The sequence below is a fragment of the Pseudomonas sp. MF6396 genome, from assembly GCF_002018915.1.
Lineage (GTDB): Bacteria > Pseudomonadota > Gammaproteobacteria > Pseudomonadales > Pseudomonadaceae > Aquipseudomonas > Aquipseudomonas palmensis.
In genome coordinates this window covers 1-7,886 of sequence record NZ_MVOK01000053.1, presented here as the reverse complement: position 1 = coordinate 7,886, position 7,886 = coordinate 1, and the positions used below count along the sequence as shown (strand labels likewise).

8 protein-coding genes and 1 pseudogene are annotated in these 7,886 nt (G+C 56.1%); 2 read left to right on the top strand and 7 right to left on the bottom strand.

Annotated features, from left to right (window positions below; all coding sequences use genetic code 11):
* Positions 1-114: 114 nt before the first annotated feature.
* Positions 115-1,080 carry a YeeE/YedE thiosulfate transporter family protein gene (locus MF6396_RS27355; protein ID WP_238596495.1) on the top strand — a complete coding sequence of 322 codons (966 nt, stop codon included), beginning with the start codon at positions 115-117 and terminating at the stop codon, positions 1,078-1,080.
* 375 nt (positions 1,081-1,455) lie between these two features.
* On the opposite strand, the gene MF6396_RS27350 is transcribed toward MF6396_RS27355, so the two are convergent.
* The 7 genes and pseudogenes from MF6396_RS27350 to MF6396_RS27320 form a co-directional block, all read right to left on the bottom strand.
* The gene (locus MF6396_RS27350; protein ID WP_078481988.1) at positions 1,456-2,445 is read right to left on the bottom strand and encodes an LLM class flavin-dependent oxidoreductase; all 990 of its coding nucleotides are present in this window, start codon (positions 2,443-2,445) and stop codon (positions 1,456-1,458) included.
* Entirely contained in the window at positions 2,390-2,749 is a 360-nt protein-coding gene (locus MF6396_RS29660; protein ID WP_395605575.1) for a DDE-type integrase/transposase/recombinase, read from the bottom strand. Before MF6396_RS29660 ends, MF6396_RS27350 begins: the two co-directional genes overlap by 56 nt.
* A 380-nt stretch (positions 2,750-3,129) precedes the next feature.
* Complete coding sequence (locus MF6396_RS27340) at positions 3,130-3,633, bottom strand: YkgB family protein (protein ID WP_078481986.1); 504 nt, start codon at positions 3,631-3,633, stop codon at positions 3,130-3,132.
* A gap of 96 nt (positions 3,634-3,729) precedes the next feature.
* Entirely contained in the window at positions 3,730-4,851 is a 1,122-nt protein-coding gene (locus MF6396_RS27335) for an ISAs1-like element ISPa60 family transposase (protein WP_010455375.1), read from the bottom strand.
* 55 nt (positions 4,852-4,906) lie between these two features.
* Positions 4,907-5,884, bottom strand: coding sequence for an IS30-like element ISPpu17 family transposase (locus MF6396_RS27330; protein ID WP_078481985.1), 978 nt, complete (start codon positions 5,882-5,884; stop codon positions 4,907-4,909).
* A 282-nt stretch (positions 5,885-6,166) separates the two neighbouring features.
* A pseudogene (locus MF6396_RS27325) lies at positions 6,167-6,365 on the bottom strand (hypothetical protein).
* 128 nt (positions 6,366-6,493) lie between these two features.
* Entirely contained in the window at positions 6,494-7,072 is a 579-nt protein-coding gene (locus tag MF6396_RS27320) for a TetR/AcrR family transcriptional regulator (protein ID WP_078481984.1), read from the bottom strand.
* A 39-nt stretch (positions 7,073-7,111) separates the two neighbouring features.
* On the opposite strand from MF6396_RS27320, the gene MF6396_RS27315 reads away from it, so the two are divergent.
* Positions 7,112-7,615, top strand: coding sequence for a flavin monoamine oxidase family protein (locus MF6396_RS27315; protein WP_233100576.1), 504 nt, complete (start codon positions 7,112-7,114; stop codon positions 7,613-7,615).
* Positions 7,616-7,886: the final 271 nt, after the last annotated feature.

Here is a 7,886-nt window from a genome sequence, read left to right as displayed (position 1 = left end):
TGAGCGCCTGCCGTATGCATCCTCGGTGGCCGACTACGAAGCTCTTCTGCCGTGGAACTGCTCGCCAGAGATGCCACGGTAACCTGCTGCCCCATCATGTGATAGGTGGGGTTCATGGATCGCACTCTCTACGCGGGCTCCCATCATCCAAATCAGCAGTGGCGCACGAACATGGTTTTCTCTTTACTGATGGCGTTGGTATTAGCATTCCTGATTGGCTGGATTTCGCAGCGCATGGGCATGTGCCTTGTCAAAGCGAGCGGACAATTGCTGGCTGGGCGCCCTACGTTGTTTCTGGCACTGACATCGTGTGGATTGTTTGGATTGATGCTGGCACCCCTCTATCGTTTCTCCGAGGCCAACCTGCCGCTGTACTCGCCCGGCATTTCCTATCCTTTGCTGGTTTTGGGAGGTTTGTTGTTCGGAGTGGCATCGGTGCTGAACAACGGTTGCAGCGTAGGCACGCTGACTAAGTTTGCCTGTGGCGATGTCAATAAAGCGTTCACGATGATCGGCTGGGTCCTGGGGATCGTGCTTTGGTACTACATGCACAAGACCCACGAACAGAAGGTCATTCTGGTGCCGGAAATTACCAGCCAGCATTACTGGCTTTTGATCGGGGTAGTAGCGCTGGTGCTGATGTTCCTGGTCCGCATACACGGTAATAAACACCTTGTGCTGTCCAGTATGCTACTGGGTGCGCTGACAAGTGCGCTCTACACGTTCGAGCCGTTATGGACACCCAGTGTGTTCTTTTACAATGTTTCGCAGATGTTCTGGGACGATACATCGGTTAGCGCTCGGCGTATTGCGGTGTTTGTTACGTTGCTGGCAGGCATGCTGAGTTTTACCTTGTATAGAAAAACGTTCCGCTTCGAGGCCTTTACCCCTCAAAAGGCGGGCGTTCATTTGTTGGCGGGTACTTTGATGGGGGCTGGGGCCTCGATGATGCTCGGTGGTAACGACTCGCAAATACTGTTGGTATTTCCAACACTAGTTGTTGAATCAAGCATTCCATTGGTGTCCATCGTCACAGGTATTATGGTGTCATTGTGGTGCAAAAAACGCGGTATGAGTTGATGCTGAGCGCAGCAGTTTCCACATAGTCCCGTGGTCCGCGTTTAGCGCATGAGTCAATGTGACAGGCGCAGGGCTTCACCGGCGATAACTTACTCAGTGCTGGTACGCGGATCTGCGAATTGAGTCAGGAGCGCGTGGGTAGCGAACTACCCTCGAGTATTGGTATCAGCGATTATTTGCTGTACTGGGGTATTTGCCCAAGCGATGAGTGTTGGGAGAATTTCGACTTGCAGCCGACGCGCGGCAAGTCGATCGGAGCATCCCTAAACGATCAGTCCGTAACAGCACTTAGCTACAGTCATAAAGAACATGCCGCTTAATGCAAGCCCGTGTGTTTTCAAACACGAGCCGCTACACCTAATAGCACCGAATCGATCAGGCGTTATCGGTAAACGCTCGTGCAGCAAGTGTGAATGAGTGACGGTGTGCGGCATGATCGAAGATAGTGCCGGAGAGCATCAGCTCGTCGGGACGGTGCTTGGCGGCGAATGCCATGATGCCCTCATGAACATCGGCCGCATCGCCGACTATCGCATACGACAGCGACTGCTCGACCATCGCCTTTTCCTGTGGTGTCCAGAACGCCTCGATGTCGTCGACTGGCGGCGGGATCAGGCCGGGATTACCACGTATCACGCTTACGAAGACTTGCTGCAGGGTCGTAAACAGGCGTCGTGCCTCGGCTCGGCTGTCGGCGGCCACGACATTGAGCGCTAAAATCACATAAGGCTCAGCCAGATATTTCGACGGTCGGAAATCTTGTCGATAACGGATCAAGGCCTCTTCAGTCATTGTTGGCGCGAAATGCGACGCGAATGCAAACGGCAAGCCCAGTGCCCCCGCAAGCTGTGCACTGAAAAGGCTTGAGCCCAATAGCCAGACCGGTACATCCAGACCAGCCCCCGGCACTGCCTGAACCGTTTGTCCCGGTTTCACCGGATGGAAGTAGTGCAGCAGTTCTTCCACATCGCTTGGGAAGGTATCGGCACCATCGAAGTAGCGGCGTAGCGCATGGGCCGTAGCCCCGTCGGTGCCTGGCGCTCGCCCGAGCCCCAAGTCTATGCGACCAGGATACAGCGAGGCCAGCGTGCCGAATTGTTCCGCAACCTGAAGCGGCGCGTGGTTGGGTAGCATCACTCCGCCTGCCCCGACCCTAATGGTCGATGTCCCGCCAGCAATATGCCCGATCAGCACCGCAGTCGCAGCACTGGCGATACCTGGCATGTTGTGGTGCTCTGCGAGCCAATAGCGCTTATAGCCAAGCGCTTCGGCATGTCGGGCGAGCTTGAGCGAGCGCTCGAAGGATTCGCTAGGTGTGCTGCCTTCGGTAACCGGTGCAGCGTCGAGAACTGAGTAGGGGATCATGGAGCAAGCCTCTTGAAATCATTACGAAGCGACGGCGCGCCTGGAGAGCGCATCGCTCCCCCGGCCCGTCAATTTTTGCATCTACCCTGCGGGTCGTCCCATAAACACCTCGATATAGGTGTTGCGACAACCGGTTGAATGCGCCTTGCGAGCCCTGATCCGAGTAAAACGGCAGCCCTTGAGGCCTGCCACGCTGCTCGTAAGCCATGTCCAACGCCTCAATGACTCGATTCGCATCCGGCTTGTTTGAAAGCGCCCAACGCAAAATTCGGCGTGCGTAGAGATCCAGAACGACAGCCAGCATGATCTTCAACCTGTTCGTACGCTGAAACCCGCAGTTCCGGTAAAGCGAGGTTATCCGGCCATCGAAGCTCCTGCTGAGCAGTATCAATGCTTTTCGATCTGTTGATTTTCGTATGTAGGTAGGCTGCCTCCCTAGTAACCACATGCGCCACATAGGCCACGCTGGCGCACCCGCTTATGAGCACCATGATTTTGACTAGCCTAATTCCTGCGGGTTTCATGCATTCCCTCTCCAAACGGATGCAAGCACCGACCCTCACTTGTGAGGACCGAAACAAGAAACCCAATCCTCAGCCCTGCCAGGCAACACCAAGGGCATTGATAGCGGCGGCGTTGGCCTAGGTTGCGTCGCTGTTGTAGCTGACAAGCGTGCTTTTCGGCCTAGATCGCAGCACCTTCCGCATCAGTCTGCTTGGTGCGGGCCGTCAGTTGCTGCGCCGCGTCCTTTACCAGCACAAGCGAACCGGCCAGCAATATTAGGTCTTTGATTAAAAATGCGCTGATATCGGTCATGGCCGGAAAACCACCAGCCGAAGCCTCCCAGCCACCTGGAGTACTTAAGACTAGAGTAGAGGTTGTCAGGTAGGTCAGGCAGGAGCCGGCGGCGGCAAGTAAAGCGATACTTGGCGACCAGGCACCAATAGCCAGACCGAGACCGATAGTCCATTCCGCAACGCCCAAGGCATAACTTGCGCCCTGAATACCGAACACGCCGTACATCCACGACAGGAGAGGACTATTACCAATCAGCGGGATCAATCCCTGAGCTTCATAATCAAACCATTTAGCGTAGCCAAACATAAAGAAAATCAAGACCAGGGCCCAGCGCATGAACTCAACTTCATACGGCCGGCGAAGAAAACGAGAATAAATTGATGAAGGCATGGGACTTCCTTGAAGGCAGTGAGATTTATAGACGTAGAGTTTGCCTGAATTCAACACATAAGTGCAACGCTCACCCCCAAGGCAATCGCATGAAGCTCACCTGAGACCTAATAGTTCAGCCCGATAATCATCAGAGGTTGCAGCAATCAGCCTTCGTGCCTTGATGCCACCCTTGCGCTTGACCGGATCCAACCGGATCAAATTCAATGTAAGTTGCTTGAGAACGGCCATGTTGTGGGCAGCATGCCCGGTTCGGATCCGCATCTGATCGTCACCAAAAATGACATCCATGCACCAGTGGACGCGGTTCTCCACGCCCCAGTGCGCCCTGATGGCATGTGCGATGCGCTCTGCATCCGGAGCAAGACTGCTGATGTAGTAACGGCGCTCCAGGCTGGTCTGGTTGCCCACAGTCCGCTCGGACTCCAGCATCACGAAAGTGCGCAGTCCTGGCCAGCGTTCTGGCTGTGGCAGGCACTGGAGTTGGTCGAAAACATGGCAGCGACGAACCTCCAGCCGGCCATGGTCCTTCTCGACATGCTCGAAGTGCGCATGGGGTACCCGGGCAGGATCGCCGTCCAAAAAGGTGTCAGCGAAGTCATCGATCGCTTCGGCCAGCTTCGGCTGGTTTCCCTTGATGGCCAGCAGATAGTGCGCCCCGCGATCGAGAATGGCCTGTGCAATGTCCGGCTGGGTACCCATGGCATCGATCGTCACGGTGCAGCCCTCAAGCGCCAGTGTGGCCAGCAGCTCAGGAATGGCGGTCTTCTCGTTGGACTTCTGGGAGGTCGCCCTCTGCCCGAGAATCAGCCCTGAATCAGCCGCAAAAGCGCTGACCAGGTGCAACGGGGCCGTGTTTTTCTTGCCGGAGCGGCGACTGGTCTTGCCGTCTAGGGCAACCACTTGCGGAGAAAGGGCCGGTAGGATCGCCGCAACCCAACAGCGGAAGGCCTGCTCGAACTCCTCTGGATCGATCAGGCTGAATAGCCGTCCAAAGGTGTCGTGTGAGGGAATGCCGTGGGGTAGTTTCAGAATACGGCGGAACCAGTCCAGCCGCTGCTCAGCCCAGAGTTCGATTTCGATGAAGGTGTCAGCGCCGGCAAGCACGCCGCAGATAGCCACGACCAGTGTTTCGACCAGGTCGTGACGAATCTTGCCCTGCTGACGGGGATCATTGATGGCGACCAGAACATCGGAGATTGGTATGTGATGCGACATTGCAGGGCATCCTGAGTAGAGAGGCGCTCAGGATGCCCGCTGGGAAAGGACTCATTCAAATCGGCAGGCGTTCATGCGATTGCCCTGCGCTCACCCCTGTATGCACTTCGTACGGCGTCTTCCAGCCCAAGCGCTTGCGCGGGCGTAGATTGATCCTCGCTACTGTCCGATTGACGGCTTCGACGGTCAGCTTGCTGAAGTCGCTGCCCTTGGGGAAATACTGGCGGAGCAGACCGTTGGTGTTTTCATTGGTGCCACGTTGCCAGGATGAATAGGGGTCTGCAAAAAAGACCTGGCACTGGCTCCGTAGCGCGATGCGTTCATGCCCGGCAAACTCCCTTCCGTTATCCAGCGTCAGCGTGTGAGCGGCATGGCCCTGAAGCATCAGATTGATCGCCCGCGTTACCTGCCGGCGCGTTCTGCGCTTGACCGGATAGGCGCTCAGATAGCCGCTTTTGCGATCAACCAGGGTCACCAGGTTACCGCCCAGTCCATGTACCGTATCGCCCTCCCAGTCCCCCAGGCGCTCGCGGCTTTCGACCTCGGCTGGGCGTTCACTGATTGACACGCGATTACGCAGCTGCCCGCGCCGATCGTGGCTTCCATAGCGTTTCCGGTAGCGCTTTCGGCGATGTCGCAGATAGGTATAAAGCTCACCACCGGCGCGCTGTTCGGCGGCAATGAACCGATAAATCCACTCATGGCTGACCGCCCGGCTTGGCTGCTCCTGCTTCAACCGCTGGGCGATCTGCTCCGGACTCATGCCATGCTTGAGCCACACCGGGAGATGATGGCTGAGCCATGTCGCCGGCTTGCAAAACTTGCGCGCACCCGCTCGACGAGCATCACTTTCATGGGCCGCAGAAACAGCCTTGTAGATATTCTGGGTGCTGTTGCGGCGAACCTCGCGACTGATCGTCGAGGGATGCACGCCGACCCGCTTTGCAATGCTCGCCTGGCTCTCTGCGGCGCTCAAGCCAGCCTCAATCTGGTAACGTTGTCCCTGAGTCAGCTGCCGGTAATGCGTAGTCATCTGCGCTTGAATCCTTCGGTGTGAGAGCCTGGATTCTACCGGTGGCTGGCTCTCTGCCTCTCGTTTCAAGCGTTGCGCTTATTCTATGAATTCAGGTTTGCTTAAAGTGATGCGTTACAGTTTTCGTAATTTTTTTAAACTCAGCAGGAAGGGGACGCTGCGCTCGCCTAGCGTCTCTACGAGCGCTGGCTATAATGCTCTGAGAAATGACGAGTCAGAGCTACACGACCAGGCTCGATCAGCTTTGGTCGGTTGCATCTAAGTAGTGGCAGTATCTGGCGATCAGTCAGGCGTCATGAGGACAGCCAGGGTCAGCTTGATGAACTCTTCGTTCCGGTCGAGGGTATCCGTTCTCGGTTACTTTGGCGTCGCCCTACTGCTCAACCCGATTGGTGAGTTCCATGATTGAAGCCTGCTCAATGGCGAGCAGGTTTCCATTCATTTTGGAAAGTAGGGAAAGCAGCAGGTCAGAGTTCGGCATCGATGTTCCTCCTTGGAGTGAACAGAGCAGCAGCTGGGTGATGCGAGCCCAGTCAAAGTCATTCTTTGCGGGCAAATAGGTCTACGGCCTGCGTTCTGAAGACTAAATAGCGCAATGGGCCAGCGGCATTAGCGGTTTAACTGAACCGCACCGCTGGCGCCGTTCAAGAAGATCGAGATGAGAAACTCAGGCCCCTGGCGTTTTCCCATCGACTCAGCGTCGATAAGGTCCGAAGTGGTTTCGCACAGTCCTTGAAACGCCCCCGTCATCCAGGCCGCCGGAAGGTCCTGGCGAAACAGCCCGGCCTGTTGACCACGCTCAAAAAATCCAACGAGCCGCGCATTAATGGTTTCGACCCGCACTGCCAGGTCGGACAGCAACGTTTCAATATGCGACCAGCCATAGCCCAGACCGTAGCCGCCCCCCCACACCTGCCCCAGCATCCTGAAATTCTCGGTCAGGCAGGAAAGACCCCGTACAAGGTCGCCATCTTCCAGCTTCGCTTGATCCAGCACCGCAGTGGCATCATTCAGCACACGATCAATGAGCGCTACAACCAAGTCCTCACGGGTGGGGAAATGGCGGACGAGCGTCGTACGACTAATGCCCGCCGAGGCAGCGATTTGCTGCATTGATGCGCTGCGGTCACGGGCATACACCGCTGCAGCAGCGTCCAGGACAGCGTCTCTCTTCTGATCGCGGGACATGAATCAAATATTTCCTTAATTACTTTTTATGATACGCGAATGTACCACTTGTTCTATTTATGTAATTTTAGCGTCGATCGCGTCAATCACGAGGCAACAATGATAACCCTTACTCGACCCCAGGGGTCGATCGCGCCCAGCGCGATGACCACCCCTCTTACAGGTGCAAACGCCAGCACGGCAAAAGACTCGAGCACAGACGCCAACCGCCTCAGGAAGGATTCGGTGCTGATTATCGGAGCCGGGATCTCAGGCCTCGCCGCTGCCCGAATGCTGTCCGACGCGGGCCATACGGTGATCGTGCTCGAGGCCAGGGACAGAGTCGGTGGCCGCATTTGGACGGAACGAACGTGGGGCGAGGTGCCAATAGATCTCGGCGCATCCTGGATTCACGGTGTCGATCAGAACCCGGTTGCCAGCCTGGCGCAAGAAATGGGCATCGAAACCACCGTGTTCCAGGCCGGCACTTTGCTGACCTGCCACGACGTGACGCGCTATGACCAGGCCGGTAAGCCTCTGTGCTTGGACGAAGCCATAGTCTGATCTCCTGCAACTGGGAAAGTCGTTATTGGCGGTTGCAACATTTAATCGTTTAAAGAGCGTCCGTAAAACAAGGGCGAGATCACAAATACGCTCTACCCCATAAACAACCACCCCCTAAAATGTCAGTTTCACGTTGTGTAATGACCCCCGGTGTCAGGATAGTTGTCGCCTCTCCGATTTTTCCTAAAAAAGCATATCGGGGGCGGAAAGAGACTGGTCGTGCCGTACTATTCACCTGAACGCAGAGCCGCATTACTTAAAATGCTGCTTC

Coding starts and splice junctions, on each gene's coding strand:
- MF6396_RS27355 (WP_238596495.1), top strand. CDS start 115: ATGGATCGCACTCTCTACGCGGGCTCCCATCATCCAAATCAGCAGTGG.
- MF6396_RS27350 (WP_078481988.1), bottom strand. CDS start 2,445: ATGATCCCCTACTCAGTTCTCGACGCTGCACCGGTTACCGAAGGCAGC.
- MF6396_RS29660 (WP_395605575.1), bottom strand. CDS start 2,749: ATGCTGGCTGTCGTTCTGGATCTCTACGCACGCCGAATTTTGCGTTGG.
- MF6396_RS27340 (WP_078481986.1), bottom strand. CDS start 3,633: ATGCCTTCATCAATTTATTCTCGTTTTCTTCGCCGGCCGTATGAAGTT.
- MF6396_RS27335 (WP_010455375.1), bottom strand. CDS start 4,851: ATGTCGCATCACATACCAATCTCCGATGTTCTGGTCGCCATCAATGAT.
- MF6396_RS27330 (WP_078481985.1), bottom strand. CDS start 5,884: ATGACTACGCATTACCGGCAGCTGACTCAGGGACAACGTTACCAGATT.
- MF6396_RS27320 (WP_078481984.1), bottom strand. CDS start 7,072: ATGTCCCGCGATCAGAAGAGAGACGCTGTCCTGGACGCTGCTGCAGCG.
- MF6396_RS27315 (WP_233100576.1), top strand. CDS start 7,112: ATGTACCACTTGTTCTATTTATGTAATTTTAGCGTCGATCGCGTCAAT.